The 26,089-nt window shown below is 59.7% G+C and carries 23 protein-coding genes and 1 pseudogene; 11 read left to right on the forward strand and 13 right to left on the reverse strand.

The genetic code is table 11. The features are described from left to right. The first annotated feature begins 4 nt into the window (after positions 1 to 4). Positions 5 to 895, forward strand: coding sequence for an oxidoreductase (locus LOC22_RS16375; protein WP_230239053.1), 891 nt, complete (start codon positions 5 to 7; stop codon positions 893 to 895). A gap of 225 nt (positions 896 to 1,120) precedes the next feature. Here the strand turns inward: LOC22_RS16375 and LOC22_RS16380 are convergent, their stop codons facing one another. The 3 genes and pseudogenes from LOC22_RS16380 to LOC22_RS16390 all read right to left on the reverse strand — a co-directional run bounded on the left by LOC22_RS16380 (position 1,121) and on the right by LOC22_RS16390 (position 3,496). Next, the gene (locus LOC22_RS16380) at positions 1,121 to 1,678 is read right to left on the reverse strand and encodes a histidine phosphatase family protein (protein WP_230239054.1); all 558 of its coding nucleotides are present in this window, start codon (positions 1,676 to 1,678) and stop codon (positions 1,121 to 1,123) included. A 279-nt stretch (positions 1,679 to 1,957) separates the two neighbouring features. Continuing rightward, a pseudogene (locus LOC22_RS16385) lies at positions 1,958 to 2,324 on the reverse strand (hypothetical protein). 290 nt (positions 2,325 to 2,614) lie between these two features. Beyond that, positions 2,615 to 3,496, reverse strand: a complete 882-nt coding sequence (locus LOC22_RS16390; protein WP_230239055.1) for a LysR family transcriptional regulator — start codon at positions 3,494 to 3,496, stop codon at positions 2,615 to 2,617. Between the two features lie 105 nt (positions 3,497 to 3,601). Here LOC22_RS16390 and budA point away from each other — a divergent pair, with 105 nt between their 5' ends. The 4 genes from budA to LOC22_RS16410 all read left to right on the forward strand — a co-directional run bounded on the left by budA (position 3,602) and on the right by LOC22_RS16410 (position 7,476). Beyond that, complete coding sequence (budA, locus tag LOC22_RS16395) at positions 3,602 to 4,381, forward strand: acetolactate decarboxylase (RefSeq protein ID WP_026094386.1); 780 nt, start codon at positions 3,602 to 3,604, stop codon at positions 4,379 to 4,381. Between the two features lie 58 nt (positions 4,382 to 4,439). Next, complete coding sequence (gene alsS, locus LOC22_RS16400) at positions 4,440 to 6,074, forward strand: acetolactate synthase AlsS (RefSeq protein WP_225561392.1); 1,635 nt, start codon at positions 4,440 to 4,442, stop codon at positions 6,072 to 6,074. Between the two features lie 20 nt (positions 6,075 to 6,094). Further along, positions 6,095 to 6,865 carry a (S)-acetoin forming diacetyl reductase gene (locus tag LOC22_RS16405; protein ID WP_003858846.1) on the forward strand — a complete coding sequence of 257 codons (771 nt, stop codon included), beginning with the start codon at positions 6,095 to 6,097 and terminating at the stop codon, positions 6,863 to 6,865. A 137-nt stretch (positions 6,866 to 7,002) separates the two neighbouring features. Further along, the gene (locus LOC22_RS16410; protein WP_017382537.1) at positions 7,003 to 7,476 is read left to right on the forward strand and encodes a cold-shock protein; all 474 of its coding nucleotides are present in this window, start codon (positions 7,003 to 7,005) and stop codon (positions 7,474 to 7,476) included. A gap of 69 nt (positions 7,477 to 7,545) precedes the next feature. On the opposite strand, the gene LOC22_RS16415 is transcribed toward LOC22_RS16410, so the two are convergent. The 5 genes from LOC22_RS16415 to LOC22_RS16435 form a co-directional block, all read right to left on the reverse strand. Continuing rightward, complete coding sequence (locus LOC22_RS16415; RefSeq protein WP_230239056.1) at positions 7,546 to 8,250, reverse strand: ABC transporter ATP-binding protein; 705 nt, start codon at positions 8,248 to 8,250, stop codon at positions 7,546 to 7,548. Beyond that, positions 8,237 to 9,073: an ABC transporter ATP-binding protein gene (locus LOC22_RS16420; RefSeq protein WP_063133774.1), complete on the reverse strand. Its 837-nt coding sequence runs from the start codon at positions 9,071 to 9,073 to the stop codon at positions 8,237 to 8,239. Before LOC22_RS16420 ends, LOC22_RS16415 begins: the two co-directional genes overlap by 14 nt. After that, the gene (locus LOC22_RS16425; protein ID WP_023296077.1) at positions 9,066 to 9,899 is read right to left on the reverse strand and encodes an ABC transporter permease; all 834 of its coding nucleotides are present in this window, start codon (positions 9,897 to 9,899) and stop codon (positions 9,066 to 9,068) included. The genes LOC22_RS16420 and LOC22_RS16425 overlap by 8 nt, the downstream gene beginning before the upstream one ends. Then, complete coding sequence (locus LOC22_RS16430; RefSeq protein WP_023303249.1) at positions 9,899 to 10,912, reverse strand: ABC transporter permease; 1,014 nt, start codon at positions 10,910 to 10,912, stop codon at positions 9,899 to 9,901. The genes LOC22_RS16425 and LOC22_RS16430 overlap by 1 nt, the downstream gene beginning before the upstream one ends. Positions 10,913 to 11,057: 145 nt before the next feature. Next, positions 11,058 to 12,626: an ABC transporter substrate-binding protein gene (locus tag LOC22_RS16435; RefSeq protein ID WP_023303250.1), complete on the reverse strand. Its 1,569-nt coding sequence runs from the start codon at positions 12,624 to 12,626 to the stop codon at positions 11,058 to 11,060. Between the two features lie 200 nt (positions 12,627 to 12,826). On the opposite strand from LOC22_RS16435, the gene LOC22_RS16440 reads away from it, so the two are divergent. After that, positions 12,827 to 13,525, forward strand: a complete 699-nt coding sequence (locus LOC22_RS16440; RefSeq protein WP_047717958.1) for a GNAT family N-acetyltransferase — start codon at positions 12,827 to 12,829, stop codon at positions 13,523 to 13,525. A gap of 62 nt (positions 13,526 to 13,587) precedes the next feature. On the opposite strand, the gene betA is transcribed toward LOC22_RS16440, so the two are convergent. Genes betA through betI form a run of 3 tightly spaced genes read right to left on the reverse strand, consistent with a single transcriptional unit; the run spans position 13,588 to position 17,339 of the window. Continuing rightward, the gene (betA, locus tag LOC22_RS16445; protein ID WP_230239057.1) at positions 13,588 to 15,252 is read right to left on the reverse strand and encodes a choline dehydrogenase; all 1,665 of its coding nucleotides are present in this window, start codon (positions 15,250 to 15,252) and stop codon (positions 13,588 to 13,590) included. 13 nt (positions 15,253 to 15,265) lie between these two features. Continuing rightward, positions 15,266 to 16,738: a betaine-aldehyde dehydrogenase gene (gene betB / locus LOC22_RS16450; RefSeq protein WP_017694352.1), complete on the reverse strand. Its 1,473-nt coding sequence runs from the start codon at positions 16,736 to 16,738 to the stop codon at positions 15,266 to 15,268. A gap of 13 nt (positions 16,739 to 16,751) precedes the next feature. After that, on the reverse strand, positions 16,752 to 17,339 hold the full coding sequence (gene betI, locus LOC22_RS16455; protein WP_017382531.1) for a transcriptional regulator BetI: 588 nt from the start codon (positions 17,337 to 17,339) through the stop codon (positions 16,752 to 16,754). Between the two features lie 128 nt (positions 17,340 to 17,467). Between betI and betT the strand changes: the two genes are divergently transcribed. From betT to LOC22_RS16480, 5 genes are all read left to right on the forward strand, one after another. Further along, a complete protein-coding gene (betT, locus tag LOC22_RS16460) occupies positions 17,468 to 19,501 on the forward strand; it encodes a choline BCCT transporter BetT (RefSeq protein WP_023303253.1) in 2,034 nt (677 codons plus the stop codon). A 235-nt stretch (positions 19,502 to 19,736) separates the two neighbouring features. After that, a complete protein-coding gene (gene sitA, locus LOC22_RS16465; RefSeq protein WP_319023525.1) occupies positions 19,737 to 20,648 on the forward strand; it encodes an iron/manganese ABC transporter substrate-binding protein SitA in 912 nt (303 codons plus the stop codon). A 2-nt stretch (positions 20,649 to 20,650) separates the two neighbouring features. After that, positions 20,651 to 21,457, forward strand: coding sequence for an iron/manganese ABC transporter ATP-binding protein SitB (gene sitB / locus LOC22_RS16470; protein ID WP_230239058.1), 807 nt, complete (start codon positions 20,651 to 20,653; stop codon positions 21,455 to 21,457). Beyond that, positions 21,454 to 22,305: an iron/manganese ABC transporter permease subunit SitC gene (gene sitC, locus LOC22_RS16475; protein WP_015571185.1), complete on the forward strand. Its 852-nt coding sequence runs from the start codon at positions 21,454 to 21,456 to the stop codon at positions 22,303 to 22,305. Before sitB ends, sitC begins: the two co-directional genes overlap by 4 nt. After that, positions 22,299 to 23,138 carry a metal ABC transporter permease gene (locus LOC22_RS16480; RefSeq protein ID WP_047735271.1) on the forward strand — a complete coding sequence of 280 codons (840 nt, stop codon included), beginning with the start codon at positions 22,299 to 22,301 and terminating at the stop codon, positions 23,136 to 23,138. The genes sitC and LOC22_RS16480 overlap by 7 nt, the downstream gene beginning before the upstream one ends. Here the strand turns inward: LOC22_RS16480 and entD are convergent. Then, positions 23,074 to 23,763 (reverse strand): enterobactin synthase subunit EntD, encoded by a 690-nt coding sequence (entD, locus tag LOC22_RS16485; RefSeq protein WP_230239059.1) that lies wholly within the window; start codon positions 23,761 to 23,763, stop codon positions 23,074 to 23,076. The two genes, LOC22_RS16480 and entD, sit on opposite strands and share 65 nt — an antisense overlap. Positions 23,764 to 23,825: 62 nt before the next feature. Then, positions 23,826 to 26,066 (reverse strand): TonB-dependent siderophore receptor, encoded by a 2,241-nt coding sequence (locus LOC22_RS16490; protein ID WP_230239060.1) that lies wholly within the window; start codon positions 26,064 to 26,066, stop codon positions 23,826 to 23,828. Positions 26,067 to 26,089 lie beyond the last annotated feature (23 nt).

The raw sequence follows: 26,089 nt of genomic DNA on the forward strand, positions 1-26,089 counted from the left end.
ACCCATGTCTGACTATCCAACCATTGCGCTGACAGGACCCGGTGCGATTGGGACCACCATCGCCGCGGTGCTGCATGAAGCGGGCCGCACGCCGCTGCTGTGTGGTCGCACCGCGCATCCGGAACTGCGCCTGCGTCACGATGAGGGTGAAATTGTGGTGCCCGGTCCGGTACTCACCGATCCCAGCGTCATTACGCGCCCCGTTGACCTCGTTTTTTTGGCGGTAAAAACGACGCAAAATGCCGACAGCGCCGGTTGGCTGCGCGCCCTGTGCGATGAAAACACCGTGGTCTGCGCGCTGCAAAACGGCGTGGAGCAGAAAGCCCAGCTCGCGCCTTTGGTCAATGGCGCAACGGTGCTGCCCTCGGTGGTCTGGTTCCCCGCTCAGCGCGAGCCGGACGCCTCCGTCTGGCTGCGGGCTAAACCGCGCCTGACGCTGCCGGACGTGCCGCAGGCGCAGCGGGTGGTCGAGGCGCTTCGCGGTACGCGCTGTGACGTTGAACTCTCGGCTGATTTCCCCACCGTCGCCTGGCGCAAGCTGCTGCAAAACGCGGTCGCCGGGCTGATGGTGCTGGCCAATCGCCGCGCCGGGATGTTCAGGCGCGAGGATATCAGCGAACTGGCGCTGGCCTACCTGCGCGAGGGGCTGGCCGTCGCCCGCGCCGAGGGGGCGAAGCTGGCCGATGACGTGGCGCAGGAGATTCTGGCGGACTTTCAGCGCGCGCCAGTGGATTTGGGCACGTCGATCCTCGCCGACCGTCAGGCGGATCGCCCGATGGAGTGGGATATCCGTAATGGCGTCATCCAGCGCTACGGCCGCAAACACGGCATTGCGGTGCCCATCAGCGATGTAGTGGTGCCGCTGCTGGCGGCGGGGAGCGAGGGGCCGGGTTAACGGCCACTGTTTTTCCGTTCGGCATAGTAATGGGCGGCCGTGCTGCCCATCGCTTTTCTAAACAAGGTGATAAACGCATTCATACCTGAGAGTGGCGGCGGGCCGATAGAGAGGAAGAGAGATGAATATGAATGTCCGCTCTGTGCCAGAAGCGGACGTTGCTGACATTGGCATGTAATAATCTACAGGGAGCCAATTAATTAACTGTGTCTTCACGATATCTGCTTACTGGAGCCTGTAGATACTCGCGTTCCAGTAACCATTACCCTGACAACGAGATTCTTTAAAACCCAACGACCTCAGTTCTCTTGCAATTAGCCGATTCATCACCCCATGTCCCATAAAAAGCACAGGGCCGTCGGATGCTTTTGCCAACCCGACGAGGCGATTCGCAGCCTGAGCAGCACGCTGCTTAGCTTTTCCCATGCGCTCTACATTACGGGACAGGCCGCATAGCCACATGACGCGAAAAATAGCTGCCCACATGGTTGGAGATAACCTTAAACCGGGCATGTGAAATACCGGCAGGCCAGCTTCCCTGTAAACCTCATCAATGACGTCCGGCTCGCACCCTAATGCCCTCAGCGAAGAAAGGGCTCTGGGAAGAGGACTACTTATGATTCGCGATGCGCTGAATGCTAATGATTTACTGGACTCAGGCGGGATATCTTCTCCTGTATCAGAAAGATCATATTCAGCAATCCAGTTGGCCATTTCACGGCTCGTTACCTTTGCAGATCCCTTAAATGCAGGCTTTCCATGACGCATTAAAATAATTTCCATACAGAACTTCTTGTTTGTGATCCTTTCCAGACAGACTAACGCAATAAAGACAGGATGCACCACTACCTTATCCGGGGTTGACGCTGATTACTGAGTAGATGTGTCAGGTGAGAATCAATGTGCGAATAAGCAAATTTATTAATACAGTCTTCATACTTCTTACAGTCCTGATGTCCGCTCTTCGCTCTTAACGGACATTCAACAAACCACATTGCATTATGCATAAGGCCGAAATCCTGCTTTTTACCCCAGCAGAGCCCCGGCCTCCCATCACCCGCCTCAGTGCGCCGTTATATAAGGCTCCTTCACAAACTCCGCCAGCAGCCAGACCATATCATGCAACAGCCCGGTGAGTTCTTTCGCCACGCTCGCAGGCAACGTCCCGCCCATCACCGCCAGCGTTAACGCCTCGGCATAGTCCACCTGCATCGCAGCATTCCCGCAGCCGCTTCAGCGCTGCCAGCAGTTGCTTACAGAGCGTGGAAAATGTCACCGCATCGTCCGTTTCCACCAGTACGCTCACGTACGCCGCACAGGTGCCAGCCAGTTCAAAGAGATCCGCAGAATCGGGAAGTTGCAGGTGAAGAAGGTGATGAACAGCGCTTTCTTCAGCGTGTACGTATGAAAATCCAGGGGTAGTCGCCATTTAGCATCCTCGTTGTCCAAAAAAAATGTCATGTCATGCTAACGGGTTCCTACGCCCGGTTACGGATGTGCCGCAACGCAGGCACTTTAAAACCGCGGAGAAGGGATGAAAAGGGATGCCCCTGAATTACATAAGGTTGCTTAAAAGTTTGCGAGGCGGCTTCCAAAGGGCATTGCCGGGTGGCGGCTGCGCCTTACCCGGCCTACAAAACCGCCAACCAGCCAACCAACCCGCGACACGAACCGTAGGCCCGCGCAAGCGCAGCGCCGCCGGGCACAGCCACACCGTAGCTACCCCTCGCTCATCATCGTCAGAAACCGTTTCACCGTCCGCGAGCGTTCAAAACGCCGCCAGCAGAGCGCGATATCGGTATAAAGCTCCGGCGAGCGCAGCGCATGGTAGGTGACATTCGGCGGAGAAATAGCGGCCATGGATTTCGGCACCAGCGCGAACCCGCCGCCAGCGGAGACCATGCTCAGGGAAGAGGACAGTTGTGAAGATTGCAGCGTGTGTTGCATATCGATCCCGGCCCGCTCGCAGCTGCCGTAAACGCGGTCATACAGCCCCGGTGCTACCTCCTGGGGGAACAGCACCACCGGCGTATCCCGCAGCTCATCCAGCGCCAGATCGCCACATGCCGCCAGAGGATGATCGCGATGCAGCGCCACCACCATCGGCTCCCGATCGAGGATTTTTAATTCGAACACCTTACTGCTTTCGCACGGCAGGCGCACAAAGGCGATATCCAGCTCACCCTCCGCCAGCATCGTCGTCAGCGACGACATATTGGCTTCCACCTGGTGAACCTGCACCGCCATGTTCTGCACCTGAAACTGACGTATCAGGGCGAAGATTTTGGGATGAAAAGCATCTGAACTGGTGATGCCAATCGACAGGCTGCCGTTCAGCCCGCGCGCGATGCCCCGGGCTTTCTCCAGCGCGGCATCGCTCAGCGCCAGTATCTTACAGGCGTCCTCATAGAAGGCCTCTCCCGCTTCGGTCAGCTCCACGCCCCGTGTCAGGCGCCTGAACAGCGGCGTGCCCACTTCCTCTTCGAGCCGTTTGATCTGCTGACTCAGAGGAGGCTGTGAAATACCCAGCGCTTTGGCCGCCCTGGTGAAGTGTCGCTCGCGTGCTACCGCGACAAAATAGCGCAGATAACGAAGTTCCATATCAAAAACGTCTCAAACCAGCATGGATTCTATATTGGAACTCTCTGCTGAATCGGGTCAACATTTATTTAACCTTTATAAATAAAGTTGAAGAGGACGGGCATGATGATGCATTCATCTGCATGCGACTGTGAGGCGAGTTTATGCGAGACCCTGCGTGGGTTCTCGGCTCAGCATCCTGACAGCGTGATCTATCAGACATCGCTAATGAGCGCCCTGCTAAGCGGCGTCTACGAAGGGGAGACGACCATCGCCGACCTGCTGGCACATGGTGATTTTGGTCTCGGTACCTTTAACGAGCTGGACGGTGAAATGATTGCCTTCAGCAGCCAGGTGTACCAGCTGCGCGCCGACGGCAGCGCCCGCGCCGCGAAGCCGGAGCAAAAAACGCCGTTCGCGGTGATGACCTGGTTCCAGCCGCAGTACCGCAAAGCCTTCGACGGGCCGGTCAGCCGTCAGCAGATCCACGACGTGATCGACAAGCAAATCCCCTCCGATAACCTGTTCTGCGCGCTGCGCATCGACGGCAATTTCCGCCACGCGCACACCCGCACCGTACCGCGCCAGACGCCGCCGTACCGGGCGATGACCGACGTGCTGGATGACCAGCCGGTGTTCCGCTTTAACCAGCGCGAGGGCGTACTGGTCGGGTTCCGCACCCCGCAGCATATGCAGGGCATTAACGTGGCGGGCTATCACGAACACTTTATCACCGACGACCGTCAGGGCGGGGGCCACCTGCTCGACTATCAGCTGGAGAACGGCGTGCTCACCTTCGGCGAAATCCACAAGCTGATGATTGACCTGCCCGCCGACAGCGCGTTTTTACAGGCCAACCTGCACCCCAGCAACCTTGATGCGGCTATCCGCGCCGTCGAAAACTAACAGGAGAACTACCGTGAACAGTGAGAAACAGTCACGTCAGTGGGCGCACGGCGCCGATATGGTTGTCGGCCAGCTGGAAGCGCAGGGTGTGAAGCAGGTGTTCGGCATACCGGGCGCAAAAATCGACAAGGTCTTTGACTCCCTGCTGGACTCCTCCATCGAGATTATCCCGGTGCGTCACGAGGCGAACGCGGCGTTTATGGCGGCAGCGGTAGGGCGGCTAACCGGTAAGGCCGGGGTCGCGCTGGTCACCTCCGGGCCGGGCTGCTCCAACCTGATCACCGGCATCGCCACCGCCAACAGCGAAGGTGACCCGGTGGTGGCGCTGGGCGGGGCGGTGAAGCGGGCAGATAAAGCGAAACTGGTGCACCAGAGCATGGATACCGTCGCCATGTTCAGCCCGGTCACCAAATACGCCGTCGAAGTCAATTCACCGGACGCGATTGCCGAGGTGGTGTCGAACGCGTTTCGCGCTGCCGAGCAGGGCAGGCCGGGCGGGGCGTTTGTCAGCCTGCCGCAGGATATTGTCGACCAGCCCACCACGGGGGCTATTTTACCCGCCAGCACCGCGGCGCTGATGGGCCCGGCGCCGGAGTCAGCCATCAACGACGTGGCGAAGCTTATCGCGAAGGCCAAAAACCCGGTCATCTTACTCGGCCTGATGGCCAGCCAGCCCGCCAACAGCGCCGCGCTGCATAAGCTGCTGGAGAGAAGCCGTATTCCGGTCACCAGCACCTATCAGGCCGCCGGGGCGGTGAATCAGGAACACTTCACCCGCTTCGCCGGACGCGTCGGCCTCTTTAACAACCAGGCTGGCGACCGGCTGCTGCATCTGGCGGACCTGATTATCTGCATCGGCTACAGCCCGGTGGAGTACGAGCCGTCCATGTGGAACAGCGGCGACGCCACGCTGGTGCACATTGACGTGCTGCCCGCCTATGAGGAGCGCAAGTATGTTCCCGATCTGGAACTGGTCGGGGATATTGCCGCCACGCTGAATCTGCTTGCCAGTCGAATCGAGCACAAACTTGAACTCAGCCAGCGCGCCTCGGAAATTCTTGTCGATCGCCAGCATCAGCGGGACCTCCTCGACCGTCGCGGCGCATCGCTCAACCAGTTTGCGCTGCATCCGCTGCGCATCGTCCGGGCCATGCAGGACATCGTGAACAACGACGTGACGCTCACCGTCGACATGGGCAGCTTCCATATCTGGATCGCCCGCTACCTCTACAGCTTCCGGGCGCGTCAGGTGATGATCTCCAACGGTCAGCAGACCATGGGCGTGGCGCTGCCGTGGGCGATTGGCGCGTGGCTGGTCAACCCGGGGCGCAAGGTGGTCTCGGTCTCCGGGGACGGCGGCTTTTTGCAGTCGAGCATGGAGCTGGAAACCGCCGTACGCCTCAACGCCAATGTGCTGCACATCATCTGGGTGGATAACGCCTACAACATGGTGGCCATCCAGGAAGAGAAAAAATACCAGAGGCTTTCCGGCGTCGAGTTCGGCCCGGTCGATTTCAAAGTCTATGCCGACGCGTTCGGTGCGAAAGGCTTTGCCGTCGAGAGCGCCGATGCGCTCGAACCGACGCTGCGTGCGGCAATGGATGTCGATGGCCCGGCCGTGGTGGCCATTCCCGTCGACTACAGCGATAACCCGCTGCTGATGGGCCAGCTCCATCTCAGCCAGATTTTGTGAATCAATATAAGGACAGAGAAATGCAAAAAGTGGCTCTCGTAACCGGCTCCGGCCAGGGGATTGGCAAAGCGATCGCGCTTCGCCTGGTGAAGGACGGCTTTGCCGTTGCTATTGCGGATTACAACGAAGAGACGGCGAAAGCGGTCGCGGATGAGATCACCCGTAACGGCGGGAAGGCCGTCGCCGTGAAGGTGGACGTCTCTGACCGCGAGCAGGTGTTCGCGGCGGTGGAAAAAGCCCGCACCGCGCTGGGCGGTTTTAACGTCATCGTCAATAACGCCGGGGTGGCGCCGTCCACGCCCATCGAATCCATCACGCCGGAGATTGTCGACAAGGTTTACAACATCAACGTGAAAGGGGTGATCTGGGGCATTCAGGCCGCAATTGACGCGTTTCGTAAAGAGGGGCACGGCGGCAAGATCATCAACGCCTGCTCCCAGGCGGGCCACACCGGTAACCCGGAGCTGGCCGTCTACAGTTCCAGTAAATTCGCGGTGCGCGGCTTAACCCAGACCGCCGCGCGGGATCTCGCGCCGCTGGGGATCACCGTTAACGCCTACTGCCCGGGGATCGTCAAAACGCCGATGTGGGCGGAAATCGACCGTCAGGTCTCCGAGGCGGCGGGTAAACCGCTTGGCTACGGGACGGAAACCTTTGCCAAACGCATCACGCTTGGCCGTTTGTCCGAGCCGGAAGACGTGGCCGCCTGCGTCTCTTACCTCGCCGGGCCGGATTCCGACTACATGACCGGTCAGTCGCTGCTGATTGATGGTGGGATGGTGTTCAACTAAATACACAATACTAAAAAGCTCTGACATGAACTTTCCCCTGCTCCCGTGCAGGGGCTTTTTTTTGTCTCGTCAGCCATTGTGCATTACACTGCGCGCTGCAAAACTTTAGTCTTAGGATCTGACAGGCGGTAACAGCGATGAACGGTACAATCACAACGTGGTTTAAAGATAAAGGCTTTGGATTTATCAAAGATGAAAACGGCGACAACCGCTATTTTCATGTGATTAAGGTCGCCAACCCTGATCTGATTAAAAAAGATGCGGCGGTGACTTTCGAGCCAACCACCAACAGCAAAGGCCTTTCCGCGTATGCGGTGAAGGTGATCCCGGAGAGTAAGCATCTCTATATTGCGGGCGAGCGCGTGAAGCTCACCTCAATTAAATCCTTCGTGGTGTTCAGCGAGGAAGAGCCCGTTGAGACCAAAATCGACAAAGAGAATGCGGTGCTGTCGGTGGGGCTGCTGATGAACAGCATCAAACCAAAAACCGAGAAAAAGCCGGGCGAAATGCGCACGGTGAAGAAGCTGGCGATCACCACCTTCCAGAACACGACGATGATCTTCACTGAAGATGAGATCGACATTGATGCCACGGTGAAGCTGCTGAAGTAACGTTTTGCCGGGTGGCGGCTACGCCTTACCCGGCCTACGAAATGCGTGCGGCACTCGCCGCCGCACGGTTTACCCCATCCTGTGCTCCCCCCGCAACATGGCTTCACGGTCAAATACCCGCTGGATCTTCCCGTGCGCCATAAATGCCGCCCGGTCGGACATATGCGCAATCACGTCCGCATCGTGGCTCACCAGCAGGTAGGTCATGCCGTGCTGCGCCTTCAGGCGGTTGAGCAGGTTCAGGATCTCCGCCTGTACCGACATATCCAGCGCCGAGGTCGGTTCATCCAGCAGCAGAAGCTGCGGGCGCAGCAGCAGCGCGCGGGCAATGGCCACGCGCTGACGCTGTCCGCCGGAAAGCTGATGCGGGTAACGCCTGGCCGCGTCGGCAGCCAGACCCACCTGTTGCAGCGCATCCGCCACCTTTTCGGCAACCTGGGTTTCGCCGTGGATGTTTAACGGCTCCGACAGGGTGCGGGCAATGGTGTGGTTCGGGTGCAAAGACGCCCACGGATCCTGGAACACCATCTGCACGTTACGGCGAAGCGCGCCTTCAAAACGTCGTCCTGGCCGTAAATTTTCCCCGAGGACGGAAATGTGGCCATGCCACTCGCGCAGCAGCCCCGCCAGCACGCGCAGAAGAGTCGATTTGCCGCAGCCGGATTCACCGATCAGGCTGAAGGTTTCGCCTTTTTCGATCGCAAAACTGGCGGCGGAAACCGCCGTTTTTTCACCAAAACTCACCCGGAGCTGGTTAACCTCAACGAGTGCCATTGTCGGCCTCCTTCCACGGTTGCGAACGGTCGAGCGTCGGCAGCATCTGGCCAAACGTCCCGGCGTTCGGGCGGCAGGTCCAGAGCGTGCGCGTGTAGGGATGGGTTGCCTGCGGCAACTGGCTCGCCGCCATTTCATCAACGTTCTCACCCTGATACATCACCAGCACGCGGTCACAGTGTTCCGCGACGAGCGGCAAGTCGTGGCTGATTAACAGCATCGCCATCTGCCGCGCCTCGCACTGCTGTACCAGCAGCTCCAGGATCTGGTTGCGCAGGCGAGCGTCCAGCGCGGAAGTCGGTTCGTCGGCGATCAGCACCTGCGGGTTGTTGACGAGCGCAATGGCGATCATCACGCGCTGGCCCATGCCGCCGGAGAGTTCGCCGGGATAGCGCTGGAGCACGTGCTCGTTCAGCCCCACGGCGCGGATGATATCGTGAATGCGCGCCAGGCGTTCGGCGCGGGGCAGGCGCTGATGGAGGGTCAGCGCTTCATCAAGCTGGGCGGCGACGGTTTTCACCGGGTTTAGCGCGTAGCGCGGGTCCTGTAGAACCATCGCAATGCCGTTACCGCGCAGCGCCTGCCAGCGGCGGCTGTTCAGGGTCAGCAGGTCGTTGCCAAGCACGTTAAGCCGCTTAGCGCTTACGATGCCGGGCTTGCGCACCAGCCCCATCAGGGCGCGGGCAGACATGGACTTGCCGGAGCCGGATTCTCCCACCAGCGCCAGCCGCTCGTTGCCTAACGTAAAGCTCAGGTTGTGGACCACGCGCGCGGCGGGGTAGTCGATATTTAGCGCATCGACGATGACGCGGTGTTCAGTCATGCTGTGGCTCCAGTACGTCGCGCAGGCCATCGCCCAGCAGGTTAAAGGCCAGGCTGGCAAACAGAATCGCCCCGCCTGGAATGGCGGCAATCCACCACTGGTCAAAAATGACCTGCATGCCGTCGGCTATCATCGCGCCCCATTCCGCCATCGGTGGACGTGCGCCCAGGCCAAGGAAGCCCAGCCCGGCGGCGGCCAGAATGATCCCGGCCAGATCCAGCGCCAGCCGCACAATCGCGGAGGGCAGGCACAGGGGCAGAATATGGCCGACCAGTAGGCGCGGGCCGCGAATGCCCATCATCTCCGCGGCGGCCAGATAATCGCTGTGGCGCAGACGCTGGATTTCACTGCGCGCCTGGCGCGCATAGGCAGGCCAGGTCGTTAAGGCCAGCGCCAGCGCGCCGTTCACCAGACCGGGGCCGAGCATCGCGACAAACGCGAAGGCGAGGATCAGGCGCGGCATCGACATCACCACGTCGGTAAAGCGCATCAGGATGCGCTCCATCCAGCCGCCGTAGTAGCCTGACAAAATCCCCACCAGCAGACCGGCGGGGAGGGTAATAACGGTGACTAAGGCCACCAGCCCCAGTGCCGGACGGGTGCCGTAGATTAATCGGGAGAGCAGATCCCGCCCATAGCTGTCGGTACCCAGCCAGTGCTGCGCGTTGGGCGGTTGCAAACGCGCGGCGGCGTCCTGCCAGTTGGGATCATGCGGTGCAAGCCACGGTGCTAACAGGGCAATAAGCACCAGCAGCGCGATGGCGATCAGCCCGCAAAACGCGGCAGGGGAGCGGCGCAGGCGGCGTAAGAAGAGATAAAACGGCATTAGCGCACCCTGGGATCGGTCGCCCGCACAAGCAGGTCGGTAAGGTTATTGATCAGAACAAAGCAGACGCCAATCAGCAGCGTGCCGCCCATCACGGCGGTGGTGTCACCGGCGAACAGGGCCGTGGTGAGGTAGCGCCCGATGCCCGGCCATGAGAAGACGGTTTCGGTTAATACCGCGCCCTCCAGCATGCTGGTGTAGGCCAGGGCAATCACCGTCAGCAGGGTGCTGCGAATGTTCGGCAGCACGTGACGCAGCAGGATGGTCATCTCTCCGGCGCCTTTGGCGCGGGCGAGCAATATGTACTCTTTGTTCATCTCGCTCAGACAGGCGGAGCGCGTCAGGCGGGTGATACTTGCCAGCGAGTAGTAGGCCAGCAGCAGCACCGGCAGCACCAGGTGGCTGATGGCGTTGCGGAACGCCTCGCGGTCGCCGGAAAGCCAGGTATCAACCAGCGCAAATCCGGTTCGTGGCTCAACGGTGAATTGCCAGATGTCGTCCAGCCTGCCGGGGCCAGCGCTCCACTGTAGTTTCGCGTAGAACAGAGCCAGCATCAGCAGTCCGAGCCAGAATATCGGCACCGAATTGCCGAGCAGGGTGAGCGTTCTGATCGCTAAGTCCAGTGGCGAACCGGCGTAGCGGGCGCACAGCACACCCGCAATCACGCCGAGTACCGTGCCGATAATTAGCGCCAGCGTTGCCAGTTCCAGCGTGGCGGGAAAGGCGTGCAGCAGGTCCTGCAATACCGGCTGACCGGTAGCGCTGGCGGTGCCTAAATCCCCGTGAGCGAGGTTTTGCAGGTAGTGCCAGAACTGTACGGGAAGAGGCCGATCCAGCCCAAGCTGGTGGCGAACCTGATCGTAAGTGGACTGGCTGGCGTGATCGCCGACGATCTGCAATACGCGATCGACCGGGGAAAAGGCAGAGAGCGCAAACGTGACCAGCAGTAGCCCGAACAGCGTGAGCAGGAGAGTCAGCAGACCCTGAAGCACGCGGGTGGAAAGATGTGGCATGGGAAAATCGTTATCCTGAAAATATGCACGAACGACCCCCTCTCCCTGTGGGAGAGGGCAGGGGTGAGGGGAAACAGGCGGCTCTGTTGCGCGATGTTGCCCTCACCCCAACCCTCTCCCACGGGAGAGGGAGAGGGGGGAAAAGCTACTTCGTAACGCGATCGTACCAGACCATATCCGCGTTCAGCCCCTGCTGATACCCCTTCACGTTATCGCGCACCACGATCTGGGTTTTGCCCTGGTCAACGAACACATACGGCGAGTTATGCTGTAACTGTTCCTGCATCTTCTTATACAGATCCAGACGTTTTGCCGGATCCGGCTCGGCAACCGCCGCCAGCGTAGCGTTGTTCAGCTCCGGAATTTTCCAGCCGTTAAGCCCGGCCACGGTGCTGGATTTCCCGTCATTCCATGCGAAGGCGCTGGCGTTGGAGTGTGCATCGAAGTAGTCCGGGATCCACAGACGTATGGCCGCCTGATGCTGTTTCGCACGCACGCGGGCGTACACCTGGCTACCCGCCGCGGGCAGCAGATCCACCTTCACGCCGCCCTGAGCGAAGCTCGCCTGCATGGATTGCGCGATGGTGATGAACGGCGGTTTATTCTCTACGTCCAGCGTGAAATGCGCGTCTTTGATGCCCGCCCTGGCGAGGATCGCTTTTGCTTTTGCCGGGTCAAACGTGAACGGATTGTCCTCCAGCGCGCCCGGCAGGCCGACCGGCAGGAAGCTCTGATGAACAAAATACTGGCCTTTCAGCAGATCTTTGGTGATGCCTTCATAATCCACCAGCCAGCGCGAGGCTTCCCAGAACGCTGGATTATTCAGCAGCGGGTTAGCGCTGTTGCCGGTGTTAAACACCAGATAGTTTTGCTCGGCAGAAGGGATGCTAAGCACCTTCACACCCGGCTTGCCGCTGAGGGCGATTATCTGGTCTGCACCCAGATCGCGCGCCACGTCCGCATCACCCTGCTGGATCAGCAGGCGGCGGGAAGCGGGATCGGGGACGTTTTTAATGATGATGCTTTTAAGCTTCGGCGCGCCGCCGGGTGCGGATTCGTTGGCTTCCAGCACGATGGCCTGATGCGGCTGGTAAACGCGCATTTTGAACGCGCCGCTGCCCGCAGAGTGCATTTTTAACCACGCGTTGCCGAAGTCGTTATCCTTCACGTTCGCCGCAACCTGCTTTTCATCGACGATGGAGGCAATCGGCGTGGAGAGTATATTCAGCGCTACCGACGGGCTGACGTCCGCCGTCCAGCGAAGCGTGAGGGTATGGTCGTCCACTTTCTTGAGCTGGCTGGCGATGTTGCTGGCGTCCCAGCCCAGTACGTTGAGGATAAACGCCGGGGATTTGTTCAGCGTCACGGCGCGGGTATATGAGAAGATCACATCTTCCGGGCGCAGCGGGTTGCCGGAGGCAAATTTTGCATCGGGCTTAAGTTTGATGGTCAGGGTTTTTGCTGCCGCGTCCGCTTCCCAGCTTTCGGCCAGAACCGGGGTGATTTTTTCCGGGTTATCGCGGTCCGGCTGTACCAGACGCTGATACAAACTCGGTACGGTCTGGATGCTGGAAAGTTCGTTGGCTTCGGCCGGGTCAAGGCTCACGATATCATCCAGACCCTGGGCGACAACCAGCGTGTTGGGCGGGGTAGCGGCGTGAGCAGCGCTTGAGAGCGCAGCCAGCACCAGTAACGGCAGCAGTTTTTTATTCATAGCGATCCCTGAAGAAAATATATTGTGATTGTTTTATGCACCGTTACGGTAGGCTGGCTGAGGATTTCCTCAAAGTCGAAATTCTGCTTTGCTTATGCCCTCCGGGAATAACGCATTCGGTCTGGTTATGAGTCACCTCTCTTTTCGTTCGCTTTTTAACCTGCTATAACAAACTCCTTACCTTTCAGGGAGTCACCGCCGTGCCCGAAATCAATCAACATGGTCAAACCGTTAATGATATTGTCCCGGACTGGAAATGCGCCCGCGCGTTAACCCGTACCCTGCTCACCGGGCAGTATTGCCGCCTGGAGCCGCTGGATGCTGACCGCCATTCGGCTGATTTGTTTGAAGCCTATGCGCTGGGTGACGACAGCGACTGGACGTGGCTTGCCAGCACCCAGCCTGTGAGCGTTGAGGCCACTGCGCACTGGGTGCTGGGAAAGGTGCTGGATGACGACCTGGTGCCCTTTGCCGTTATCGATCTGCGCACCGAAAAGGCGGTAGGGCTGGTCAGCTATATGGCGATAGAACGCTTTCAGGGCTCGGTTGAGATCGGCCACGTCACCTGGTCGCGCAGAATGAAGGGCACCCGCGTGGGTACCGAAGCGGTGTGGCTGCTGCTGAAAAATGCCTTTGAGCATCAATATCGCCGGCTGGAGTGGAAGTGCGATTCGATGAACATCGCCTCACGCAACGCGGCGGAGCGGCTGGGGTTTGTCTGGGAAGGGCGCCTGCGCCAGAAGCTGGTGCGTAAAGGACGCAACCGCGACAGCGATATGCTTTCGATTATTGACGGCGAATGGCCGCAGCGCGATGCAGAGCTGCGCGCCTGGCTGGCGGCGGAGAATTTTGACGGGGAAGGACGGCAGGTTAAGCGGCTTGAAGCATTTCGGAAATAATTTCCCCTCACCCTAACCCTCTCCCTTTGGGAGAGGGCCGGGGTGAGGGGAGAAGTTCGCACTCAGCGGCGAACCGGCGCCCCATCCGCCACATAATACGCCGCCGTGCTCTTCGCCAGCGGCTCGCGCCCGCGAATGGCGTCGGCAATCTTTTCGCCAATCATGATGGTGGTGGCGTTCAGGTTGCCGGTGATAATCTGCGGCATAATCGACGCATCCACTACGCGTAACCCTTCCAGCCCGTGAACCCGGCCTTCGCCGTCAACCACCGCCATTTCGTCGTAGCCCATTTTGCAGGTGCCGCACGGGTGGAAGGCGGTTTCGGCGTGGTTGCGCACGAACTCGTCCAGCTGTTCGTCGGTCTGGCATTCGACGCCCGGGCTGATTTCACGACCGCGATACTTGTCCAGCGCAGGCTGGTGCATGATCTCGCGGGTGATGCGGATCGCGTCGCGGAACTCCTGCCAGTCCTGCTCGTGGGACATGTAGTTGAACAGGATCGCCGGATGCTGGTGCGGATCGCGCGACTTGATGCGCACGTGGCCGCGGCTCGGCGAGCGCATGGAGCCAACGTGGCACTGGAAGCCATGTTCTTTCACCGCGTTCGAGCCGTTGTAGTTAATCGCCACCGGCAGGAAGTGATACTGAATGTTCGGCCACTCGAACTCCTCGCGGCTGCGGATAAATCCGCCCGCTTCGAAGTGGTTGCTCGCGCCCACGCCTGTGCCGCCAAACAGCCACTCCGCGCCAATCTTCGGCTGGTTCCACCATTGCAGGGCAGGGTAGAGGGAGACCGGCTCCTTACATTCATACTGAAGGTACATCTCCAGGTGATCCTGCAAGTTTTCACCCACCCCGGGTAAATCATGTACCAGCGGGATATCAAACTGCTTCAGCAGTTCAGCGTTGCCCACGCCGGAGCGCTGGAGGATCTGCGGAGACGCGATGGCGCCCGCGCACAGCAGCACCTCTTTCTTCGCCGTCGCTTTTGACGGAATGGTGCTTTCGCCTTCCAGCCACTCGACGCCCACCGCGCGCTTGCCGTCAAAGATAATGTGATCGGTCATGGCGTGGGTGCGGATGGTCAGATTCGGGCGCGGTTTGGCATGGTCCAGATAGCCGCGCGCGGTGCTGGCGCGTCGGCCCTGCGGCGTGACCGTACGGTCCATCGGGCCAAAGCCTTCCTGCTGATAGCCGTTAAGGTCGTCGGTGCGCGGGTAGCCCGCCTGCACGCCCGCCTCTACCATCGCTTCAAACAGCGGGTTCACGCCCGGCTTAGAGGTGGTGACGCTCACCGGACCGTCGCCGCCGTGGTAGTCGTTCGGCCCCACGTCGCGGGTCTCTGCCTTGCGGTAGTAGGGCAGGCAGTTGAGGTAGCTCCAGTGCTCCAGACCCGATTGTTTCGCCCAGTTGTCCAGATCCATCGCGTTACCGCGCACGTAGCACATGCCGTTGATCAGCGACGAGCCGCCCAGCCCTTTACCCCGTCCGCATTCCATGCGGCGATTGTTCATGAAAGGCTCAGGCTCGGTTTCATACGCCCAGTTGTAGCGCTTGCCCTGCAACGGGAAGGCCAGCGCGGCAGGCATCTGGGTGCGGAAGTCAAAGCGGTAGTCCGGCCCGCCCGCCTCAAGCAGCAGGACGGTGGTGTTCGGATCTTCAGTCAGTCGTGTTGCCAGTACGTTGCCGGCAGAGCCGGCTCCGATAATGATGTAGTCAAATTGCAAATAAACCTCCCGGTTAAAATATGGACTGGAATTTACCCATCTCAACCTGGATGGACTTCACCTGGGTGTAACTCTGAAGCGTCATGACGCCGTTCTCACGGCCAATGCCGGAGTGTTTGTAGCCACCGACCGGCATCTCTGCGGCGGATTCACCCCAGGTGTTGATCCAGCAGATGCCCGCTTCGAGCTGATGAATAGCGCCGTGGGCGCGGTTCAGATCGGCGGTGACGATGCCCGCCGCCAGACCGTAGTCGGTATCATTGGCGCGGCGAATGGCCTCTTCGTCAGTGTCATAGGTAAGAATGGACATCACCGGGCCGAAGATCTCTTCGCGCACGATGGTCATTTCGTCGGTGCAGTCGGTGAACACGGTCGGGGCCACCCACGCGCCGTTGTCAAAGCCGTCACCCTTCAGCACGTCGCCGCCGCACAGCACGCGCGCGCCTTCCTCTTTGCCTTTGGCGATGTAGCGCAGCACGCTGTCGCGGTGCGGGAAGCTGACCATCGGGCCAAAGTTGGTGTTTTCATCGAACAGGTCGCCCGCGCGGATGCGGCCCACGCGCTCAACGATTTTTTGCTCAAACGCGGCTTTGACCTTCGCGGGTACGAACACGCGGGTGCCGTTGGTGCACACCTGGCCGGAGCTGAAGAAGTTCGCCATCATGGCGATATCTGCCGCGAGATCCAGATCCGCATCGTCAAACACTATCAGCGGCGATTTGCCGCCCAACTCCATTGTCACTTCTTTCAGGGACGAGGCCGCCGAGTTCGCCATCACCTTTTTGCCGCTGGCCACGCCACCGGTGAAGGAGACTTTGGCGATGCCCGGATGCTCGGTCAGGAACTGGCCGGTCTCTGCGCCCACGCCCGGCAGGACGTTAAACACGCCGTCCGGCACGCCTGCTTCGGTGTAGATCTCCGCCAGTTTCAGGGCGGTAAGCGGCGTCACTTCGCTCGGCTTGAAGATCATCGCGTTGCCCGCCGCCAGCGCCGGGGCAGATTTCCACAGGGCGATCTGGATCGGGTAGTTCCACGCGCCGATGCCCGCCACCACGCCCAGCGGCTCGCGGCGGGTGTAGACGAACGAGGTGTCGCGCAGCGGGATCTGGCTGCCTTCCAGCGCCGGGATCAGCCCCGCGTAGTACTCCAGCACGTCCGCGCCGGTAACGATGTCGACGGTCGAGGTTTCGGAATACGCTTTACCGGTGTCGAGGGTTTCCAGCGTTGCCAGCTCGTCGTTTCGCTCGCGCAGGATATCGACGGCGCGGCGCAGGATGCGCGAGCGCTCCATGGCGGTCATCGCCGCCCAGATCTTCTGCCCGCGCTGTGCGCTTTCCACGGCGCGGTCCACGTCTTCGCGCCCGGCGGCCTGCACGGTTGCCAGAACTTCACCGTTCGCCGGGTTGATGGTCTCGAAGGTGCGACCGCTGGTGGCCGATGTGTAACCACCATTGATATAAAGCTGCTGTTCTGCCATTCGGGACATAAATTCTCCTCGGTTAATCGGTCGGTAAATGCTGGCTGATAAAGTGGCTGGTGAGCGACTGGGCCAGGGTTTTATCCAGCGGTTTGCCGCTGAGCGCAGCGCGCAGCCATAGCCCGTCAATCAGTGCGGCGAGCCCGTAGCCCGCCTCTTCAGCCTGTTCACGCGGCAGCTCGCGGCGGAACTCGTACACCAGGTTAGAGAGCAACCGGCGGCTGCTGACCTGCTGCAAACGGTAGAGCATCGGCTGATGCATGCTGCTGGCCCAGAAGGCCAGCCAGGCCTTCATCGCCGCGCCGCTGATCTGGGTTTCATCAAAATTGCCGCCGACAATCGCCTGCAATCGCTGCTCTGCGCTGCCGTCCGGCAGGGCGCGTAAACGGCTTAATACCGCGTCGCGCAGCTGACCGGTGATGTCACGCATGGTCGCTTCCAGCAGACCGTTTTTATCTTTGAAATAGTGGCTGATGATCCCCGTGGATACGCCCGCCCGACGGGCGATTTGCGCGATGGTTGCGTCATGCATTCCCACTTCATTAATTGCTTCCAGCGTGGCATCGATTAGCTGCCTGCGCCGGATCGGCTGCATCCCCACTTTGGGCATTTTTGCCACTCCATTCATCAGCGTTGGTTAACTATTAAAGCGGTTTTTGATTGGACGTTCAATATAAAATGTGTCTTAATTGTTGCGATTTTGGATTTCAATAGTTACAAAAACAGTGGGGATACTGGATGACAGACCTTTCACAGGACAGAGAAAAAGACAAAATCAACCCGGTCGTTTTTTATACGTCCGCCGGGCTGATTTTGTTGTTTTCCCTGACGACCATTTTCTTTCGTGATTTTTCTGCCGAGTGGATTGGGCGCACCCTGAACTGGGTGTCGAAGACCTTCGGCTGGTACTATCTGCTGGCCGCGACGCTCTATATCGTCTTCGTGGTCTGCATTGCCTGCTCGCGCTTCGGTTCGGTGAAGCTCGGGCCAGAGCAGTCTAAGCCCGAGTTCAGCCTGCTGAGCTGGGCCGCAATGCTGTTTGCCGCCGGCATCGGCATCGACCTGATGTTCTTCTCCGTGGCGGAACCGGTCACGCAGTATATGCAGCCGCCGGAAGGGGCAGGGCAGACGATGGAGGCTGCGCGCCAGGCGATGGTCTGGACGCTGTTCCACTACGGCCTGACGGGCTGGTCGATGTACGCCCTGATGGGCATGGCGCTCGGATACTTTAGCTATCGTTATAATTTGCCCCTTACCATCCGCTCCGCGCTGTACCCGATTTTCGGCAAAAAGATCAACGGCCCTATTGGGCACACGGTAGACATCGCGGCGGTGATCGGCACCATCTTTGGTATCGCGACAACGCTCGGAATTGGCGTAGTGCAGCTTAACTACGGGCTGAGCGTGCTGTTTGACATCCCGGATTCGATGGCGGCGAAGGCGGCGCTGATTGCGCTGTCGGTGATTATCGCCACCATCTCGGTGACCTCTGGCGTGGATAAAGGGATTCGCGTGCTCTCCGAGCTGAACGTCGCGCTGGCGCTGGGGCTGATCCTGTTCGTGCTGTTTATGGGCGACACCTCGTTCCTGCTCAATGCCTTAGTGCTGAACGTGGGTGATTACGTGAACCGCTTTATGGGCATGACGCTGAACAGCTTCGCCTTTGACCGTCCGACAGAGTGGATGAACAACTGGACGCTCTTCTTCTGGGCGTGGTGGGTGGCGTGGTCGCCGTTTGTCGGCCTGTTCCTGGCGCGTATTTCGCGTGGGCGCACCATCCGTCAGTTCGTGATGGGCACGCTGATCATCCCGTTCACCTTTACCCTGCTGTGGCTGTCGATTTTCGGCAACAGCGCGCTGCACGAGATCATCCACGGCAATGCGACTTTTGCCCAGGAAGCGATGGCGCACCCGGAGCGCGGCTTCTACAGCCTGCTGGCGCAGTATCCGGCGTTTACCTTTAGCGCGTCCGTAGCGACCATTACCGGCCTGCTGTTCTACGTCACCTCGGCGGACTCCGGCGCGCTGGTGCTGGGGAACTTCACCTCGAAGCTCAAGGACATTAACAGCGACGCGCCGAACTGGCTGCGCATCTTCTGGTCCGTCGCCATCGGCCTGCTGACGCTCGGCATGCTGATGACCAACGGTATCTCGGCGTTGCAGAACACCACGGTGATCATGGGCCTGCCGTTCAGCTTCGTGATCTTCTTCGTGATGGCCGGGCTGTATAAATCGCTTAAGGTGGAAGACTACCGCCGCGTCAGCGCCAGCCGCGACACCGCCCCGCGTCCGCTGGGCGCGCAGGACAGGCTGAGCTGGAAGAAACGCCTCTCGCGCCTGATGAACTACCCCGGCACGCGCTACACCAGCCAGATGATGGAGACGGTCTGCTTCCCGGCGATGGAAGAGGTGGCCCAGGAGCTGAAGCTGCGTGGCGCCTACGTTGAGCTGAAAAACCTGCCCCCGGAAGAGGGCGAAAATCTGGGGCACCTGGATCTGCTGGTGCACATGGGTGACGAGCAGAACTTTGTCTATCAGATCTGGCCGCAGCAGTATTCGGTGCCCGGGTTCACCTACCGGGCGCGCAGCGGGAAGTCGACCTACTACCGGCTGGAGACCTTCCTGCTGGAAGGCAGCCAGGGGAATGATTTGATGGATTACAGCAAGGAGCAGGTGATTACGGACATTCTGGATCAGTATGAACGGCACCTGAACTTTATCCATCTGCACAGGGAAGCGCCGGGGAATAGCGTGATGTTTCCGGATGTTTAAATGATGACAAACCCCTGTCGTTAACAATCCAGCCATCTTTCTTGCCGGGTGGCGCTGCGCTTACCCGGCCTACAAATATGCTTTACCGTAGGCCTGATAAGCGAAGCGTCATCAGGCGCGCCCTTCATTGACACAACTTTAATGATAATTATTTTCATTTAAATATAGCCTGTGCTATACCTTATAGCACAGGCTAATTTTGCTTTGAATTTAATCACCTCAGGAGACTTCTGCGATGCATCCACGGCAAGGATTGAAGCGTTTGTTGCTCGGCGCGCTGCTCATGACTGCGACCACGACCGGCGCGCTGGCGGCTGAAAAGTTCCAGGTCATCACCACTTTTACCGTTATTGCTGATATGGCGAAAAACGTGGCGGGGGATGCCGCAGAGGTCACCTCCATCACCAAACCGGGCGCGGAAATTCACGAATACCAGCCCACCCCGGGCGATATCAAGCGCGCGCAGAAGGCACAGCTGATCCTGGCGAACGGCATGAATCTGGAGCTGTGGTTCCAGCGCTTTTATCAGCATCTGAACGGCGTGCCGGAGGTGATTGTCACCAAAGGCATCACCCCGATGGGCATCAGCGAAGGGCCCTATAACGGCAAGCCCAATCCGCACGCGTGGATGTCGCCGGACAACGCCCTGATTTACGTCGATAACATCCGCGACGCGCTGGTAAAGTACGATCCGGCCAACGCACAGACGTATCTGCGCAACGCTGATGCTTACAAGCAGAAGATCACCGCCACTCTCGAACCGCTGCGCAAGCAGGTCGCGGATATACCGGAAGACAAACGCTGGATGGTGACCAGCGAAGGGGCGTTCTCCTATCTGGCGCGGGATTTGGGCCTGAAGGAGCTTTACCTGTGGCCGATCAACGCCGATCAGCAGGGCACGCCGCAGCAGGTGCGCAAGGTTATCGATCTGGTGAAAAAACATCACATTCCGGCGGTGTTCAGCGAAAGCACGGTCTCGGATAAGCCCGCCCGTCAGGTGGCGCGTGAAACCGGCGCCCACTATGGCGGCGTGCTGTACGTCGACTCTCTGAGCGCGGAAAACGGCCCGGTGCCGACCTATATCGATCTGCTGAACGTCACCACCCGCACGCTGGTGCAGGGCATCCACGACGGGATGAAGGAGTAACCATGCAGAAGGGGATTGTTGTAACCGACGTGACCGTGACCTACCGCAACGGCCACACGGCGCTGCGCGACGCATCGTTCAGCGTGCCGGGCGGATCGATTGCCGCCCTAGTGGGGGTGAACGGTTCCGGCAAGTCCACGCTGTTTAAGGCGGTGATGGGGTTTGTGCGGGCGGCGAGCGGCACTATCTCCATTCTGGGGCTGCCGCCTCACCGGGCGCTGCGTCAGAACCTGGTCGCCTACGTGCCGCAGTCGGAAGAGGTCGACTGGTCGTTTCCGGTGCTCGTCGAGGACGTGGTGATGATGGGCCGCTACGGGCATATGGGGTTTATGCGTCGTCCCAAAGAATGCGATAAGCAGATCGTCACCGACGCCCTGAAGCGTGTAGATATGCTCGAGCTGCGCCATCGGCAGATTGGCGAGCTGTCCGGCGGGCAGAAGAAGCGCGTGTTTCTGGCCCGTGCGATTGCCCAGCAGGGCGAGGTGATCCTGCTCGACGAGCCGTTTACCGGCGTGGACGTCAAAACCGAAGCCAGGATCATCAGCCTGCTGCGGGAGTTGCGCGACGAGGGTAAAACGATGCTGGTCTCGACCCACAATCTGGGCTCGGTCACGGAATTCTGCGATTACACGGTGATGGTCAAAGGCACCGTGCTGGCGAGCGGCCCGACGGATATCACCTTTACCGCCGAGAATCTCGAGCGCGCCTTTAGCGGCGTGCTGCGCCACGTGGTGCTCAGCGGCTCGGAAGATCGCATTATTACCGATGACGAACGCCCCTTCGTCACGCACCGACAGGAGGCCAAATGAACGTGCTTCTCGAACCCTTCGGCTACGAGTACATGCTCAACGCGATGTGGGTCTCGGCGATGGTGGGCGGGCTATGCGCGTTTCTCTCCTGCTATCTGATGCTCAAAGGCTGGTCGCTGATCGGCGATGCACTGTCGCACTCCATCGTGCCCGGCGTAGCGGGCGCTTACATGCTCGGGCTGCCGTTCTCGCTGGGGGCGTTTTTATCGGGCGGGCTGGCGGCGGGCAGCATGCTGTTTCTCAACCAGCGCAGCCGCCTGAAGGAGGACGCCATTATCGGGCTGATCTTCTCCTCGTTTTTCGGGCTGGGGCTGTTTATGGTCTCGCTCAACCCGACCTCGGTGAACATTCAGACCATCGTCCTCGGCAATATTCTGGCTATCGCCCCGGAAGATATCGTCCAGCTGGCGATTATCGGCGTGGTGTCGATAGTTATCCTGCTGTTCAAATGGAAAGATCTGATGGTGACCTTTTTTGATGAGAACCACGCCCGCGCCATCGGCCTGCGTCCTGAACGCCTGAAAATTCTCTTCTTCACGCTGCTGGCGGTCTCTACCGTGGCGGCGCTGCAAACCGTCGGCGCATTTCTGGTGATCTGTCTGGTGGTCACGCCCGGCGCGACCGCGTGGCTGCTGACCGACCGCTTCCCGCGCCTGCTGATGATTGCGGTCGCCATTGGCAGCATCACCAGCTTCCTCGGCGCGTGGGCCAGCTATTACCTGGACGGCGCCACCGGCGGCATTATCGTCGTGGCCCAGACACTGCTGTTCCTGCTGGCGTTCGTCTTTGCGCCGAAGCACGGGCTGCTTGCCAGCCGCCGTCGGGCGCGGGAGGCACACCCATGTTGACGCTGCTTCTCGAACCGTTCCAGTTTGCGTTTATGAACAACGCGCTGCTGATTTCACTCATGGTGGCCGTGCCCTGCGCGCTGCTGTCGGTTTTTCTGGTGCTGAAAGGCTGGGCGCTGATGGGCGACGCCATGAGCCACGCGGTGTTTCCCGGCGTCGTGCTGGCCTGGATGATGGGCCTGCCGCTGGCGCTGGGCGCGTTCGTGGCCGGTCTTTTCTGCGCGGTCGCCACCGGATATCTGAAGGATAACAGTCGCATCAAACAGGATACGGTCATGGGGATCGTCTTTTCCGGCATGTTCGGCGCCGGGCTGATCCTCTATATCGCCGTCAAACCTGAGGTGCATCTCGACCACATTCTGTTCGGCGATATGCTGGGTATTAACGGGATGGACATTATGCAAAGCGGTCTCGTCGCGGGGCTGATTGCGCTGGTGATTGGCCTGAAGTGGCGCGATTTTCTGCTGTTCTGCTTTGACTATCAGCAGGCGCAGGCGAGTGGCTTGCGCACCCGCTGGCTGCACTACGGCTTACTGTGCATGGTTTCGCTGACCATCGTTGCGACGCTGAAAGCGGTGGGGATCATTCTGTCGATTTCCCTGCTGATTGCGCCCGGCGCCGTGGCGGTGCTGATTACCCGACGCTTTCACATGGCGCTGCTGGTGGCGGTCGCCGTTTCAGCGCTGGTGTCGGTAAGCGGCGTTTATGCCTCGTTTTATCTCGACAGCGCGCCTGCGCCGACCATTGTGGTCCTGTTCGCGATGGTGTTTATCGTGACGTTTGTGGTGACCAGCGTGAAGGCTCGTCGCCAGGAGCGTGTGACAGCAGGGTGATGACCTGTTCGCCGTGCTGCTGCCAGTGCAGGCGGAAGGCGGTGCCTTCTTCAAAGCCTGCCAGTTGACGGGTCAACGCCAGCGTGAGCGTCTTGTCGTCGAGCCTGGTAACGCGGGCGCAGTCAAAACCCATCCAGGCCTGTACCTGCGGAAAGAGGGCCTTAAACAGGCTCTCTTTGGCGCTGAAGACCAGCGTCAGGGCGAGGGCGAACGGGTATCCCTGGCGGGAAAGCACAGGTTCTTCCTGCGTATCAATAATGCCGTCTTTGATTTCCCTGGCTTCGTTTTCGAAGAGGATCGTTTCACAATCGATGCCGATAAGCGCCGGGTATTGCGTGACGACGGCTATCGCCTGCGTGCCGCTGTGGGTGATGCTGCCGGAAATACCTTGCGGCCAGAGCGGTTCCCCGCTGGGGCCGATGGCGGGCATGGTGTGGTCAGGTAAGGCGTGCGCGGCGGCGATGCGGCCTGCCAGGTGGTCGGCCTTGCGTTTGCGTCCGGCGTCAGCGAGCTGGGCGTGGTGGGGGAGCCAGAGGAGATCGGCGTCGGTAAAGGTGGCGGGGTCGAAAGTGATGCGGTGGAGGGTGTGGCCGGCGAGAGAAAATGTGCTGTGGGTGGTGTGCATGGTTTTTCCCCTCACCCTGACCCTCTCCCCGGAGGGGAGAGGGAAGGATTGACTTCAGTGCCTTAAAAACGCGTATTCACGCTCATATACCAGGTACGGCCCGGTTCATTATACGTATACGCGCCCGCACCGTACATATACGCGCCGGTGGTGGTATTACCCGTGGTCTGGGCGTTACCCGCACGCCACTGGCGCTTGTCGAAGACGTTGTCCACGCCGCCGGTCAGGCTGACGTTTTTGGTCACGTCCCAGGTCGCGCTCAGGCCCACGATGCTGTACGGGCTGACTTCGTCTTTCTCAGACCCGGTGACCGGCTGACCTTTGTAGTTGTACTTCTTCGGCTGCTGCTTGCCGTACCAGGTGAAGGTCGACTGGAGCGATACGTCCTGATGCACCTGCCAGCTCAGGGTAGAGTTCAGCGTATACTCCGGGATGATCGACAGACGATCGCCGGTCTCCTTGTTCTTGCTTTGCAGCATGTAGGTGATGTTGTTGGTCCAGTTGATGGTGTCGCTGACCGGCACGTTCAGGGAGCCTTCCAGACCTTCTACTACCGCCTTCGGCACGTTTTCCCACTGGTAGATATCGGTGGTGACTTTGCCGGTGGACGTCTGGCCAATCGGCGCGTAGCCCGCTTCAATCTTGTTGCGGTAGTCGTTGCGGAACCAGGTCACGCCCGCCAGCCAGCCGTCGCGTTTCCACTCCAGGCCAATCTCTTTGTTGATGCTGGTCTCCGCTTTCAGATCGTCGTTACCCATCATGTAGCAGCCCACGCCGTCGGAACTGGCGTAGCAGCCCTGGCCTTTACTGTACAGCAGGTAGTTCGGGTTGGTCTGATACAGGCTTGGCGCTTTATAGGCGCGCGCGATGCCCATCTTCAGGGTGAAGTCATCCCCCAGACCCTGCGACAGGTTCAGGGACGGGCTCCAGTTATTACCCACAATAGTATGGTGGTCGAAGCGCAGGGCAGGAGTCAGCATGGTGCTGTCGGTCAGCTCCATGTTGTTTTCGGCAAACAGGGAGAAGATCTCCGCTGAAGTGTACGGGCTACGGTCTTCGCTCATGCCCGGAATGGTGCCCCCCTGCTGGGTTTGCGTGAAGGAGGTCGAGTCCTTCATGCGCTGCTGGTTCCACTCGGTGCCGAGCGTCAGGTTTTGATTCACAATGAAATCAATCGGCAGGTTGATTTCGCTGTGCAGCATCACGTCGGCCAGGTCGGTATCGGTGAATTTATTGCTGTTGAACAGGCCTTCCAGACCGCCCGCCAGCCCTTCACCCAGACGAGAGTTGCGGGTGTGCTCGTACTGCGCCCAGTTGCTGGTGGTGATGCCGTTATCCCAGCCGCCGTTCCAGGTCACCGCGAAGTTCTGACGATAGATACGGTTAGTCTCTTTACCGTAGTTTTTCTTCACCAGCGCGTTGTCGTTGTTGGTGTTCTGCGTGTCACCCGCATACAGGTTGTTCTGGCGGCTGTAGCCCGCTTCAAACTCCAGGGACTGCATCGGTGCGAAGTCCCAGCGCACCACGCCGTTGATGTCTTTATTTTCCACCCCTTCACGGCCTGCGGGCAGGGTGTTGGCGTAAGCTTCCGTGCGATCGGACTGATGTCCCTGGTTGATATCCCACGCGTCGGCCTGGGTTTTATCCAGGTTACCGTACATGCGGAAGCTGAAATCCCCGCCCAGCGGGCCGCTCAGGCTGAAGTTGGTGCGTTTGGTGGAACCTTCGTCTTTATGCTCTGGCGCGTTCAGATAGGTGTTCCAGGAGCCGTGCCACTGGTCGTCGAATTTTTTGGTGATGATGTTCACCACGCCGCCCGCCGCGCCGTTACCGTAGCGGGCAGCAGCCGGGCCACGGATCACTTCGATGCGCTCGATCATCTCCGGCGGGACCCAGCCGGTATCGCCGCGGGTATCACGCTCGCCGCGCCAGCCCAGACGGATGGAGTTGCGGCTGGTAACCGGCTTGCCGTCAATCAGGATCAGGGTGTTTTCCGGGCCCATGCCGCGAATGTCAATCTGACGGTTGTTCCCGCGCTGGCCGCTGGTGGAGTTGCCGGTCAGGTTAACGCCCGGCATGGTGCGGATGATTTCCGCCACGTCGCGCGCGGGCGGGTTTTTGCGGATCTCGTCGGCGGTGATGGTCGACACGCCCGGCGCCTGCAAATTCTGCTCGGCGGCGGTGATCACCATGGTGTCTTCGTGCTGCGCGGAGGCGGTGTTGTCGTCTGCCATGGCGGGCAGCGCGACACCATAAATCCCTAAATTGACCAGCAAGGCCAGAGAGTGAATCTTCTTATTCATTGTACGTCCCGCTTTTATGGTTA

The sequence above is a fragment of the Enterobacter sp. AN-K1 genome, from assembly GCF_020971765.1.
Lineage (GTDB): Bacteria > Pseudomonadota > Gammaproteobacteria > Enterobacterales > Enterobacteriaceae > Enterobacter > Enterobacter hormaechei_C.